We start from the raw sequence: 630 nt of genomic DNA, 5'->3' as shown, positions 1-630 counted from the left end.
CCATGAAGTCGGAATCGCTAGTAATCGTAGATCAGAATGCTACGGTGAATACGTTCCCGGGCCTTGTACACACCGCCCGTCACACCATGGGAGTGGGCTGCACCAGAAGTAGATAGCTTAACCTTTCGGGGAGGGCGTTTACCACGGTGTGGTTCATGACTGGGGTGAAGTCGTAACAAGGTAGCCCTAGGGGAACCTGGGGCTGGATCACCTCCTTACCTATACGACTAACTCAATATTTGCTGAGTGTTCACACAGATAACTTGTTCTTGTTAGAGCGAGTGGCACGCCCGAGCGGCGATGCTTGTTCTTTAAAAATTTGGAAAGCTGATAGTGTTAATGTGAAAGGGRCAACGATGAACTTATTCGTAAGTGATTGGTTGTTTATAGCATTAGCGCGAAATATTTATAATTGAGTTCTCAAAACACTTAAATCAAGTGCCCGAATCATAGCAATATGGTTCATGAGTATTCTTTTGGCGAAAGTAAACACCATTAGTTGCGATACAGTGCATGTAGGTTACAAACTTATGTGGGTTGTATGGTTAAGTGACTAAGCGTATACGGTGGATGCCTTGGCAGTCAGAGGCGATGAAGGACGTAGTAACTTGCGAAAAGCGTTGGCGAGCT

The 630-nt window shown here is 45.6% G+C and carries 2 rRNA genes; both read left to right on the top strand.

Annotated elements, in window-relative coordinates:
• Window positions 1-218, top strand: a 16S ribosomal RNA gene (locus tag BM736_RS24835); the annotation flags it as partial.
• A 325-nt stretch (window positions 219-543) separates the two neighbouring features.
• A 23S ribosomal RNA gene (locus BM736_RS24830) occupies window positions 544-630 on the top strand; the annotation flags it as partial.

It is taken from the genome of Shewanella sp. UCD-KL12, from assembly GCF_001957125.1.
Classification (GTDB): Bacteria; Pseudomonadota; Gammaproteobacteria; order Enterobacterales; family Shewanellaceae; genus Shewanella.
This window is presented reverse-complemented; position numbering and strand designations above follow the sequence as displayed.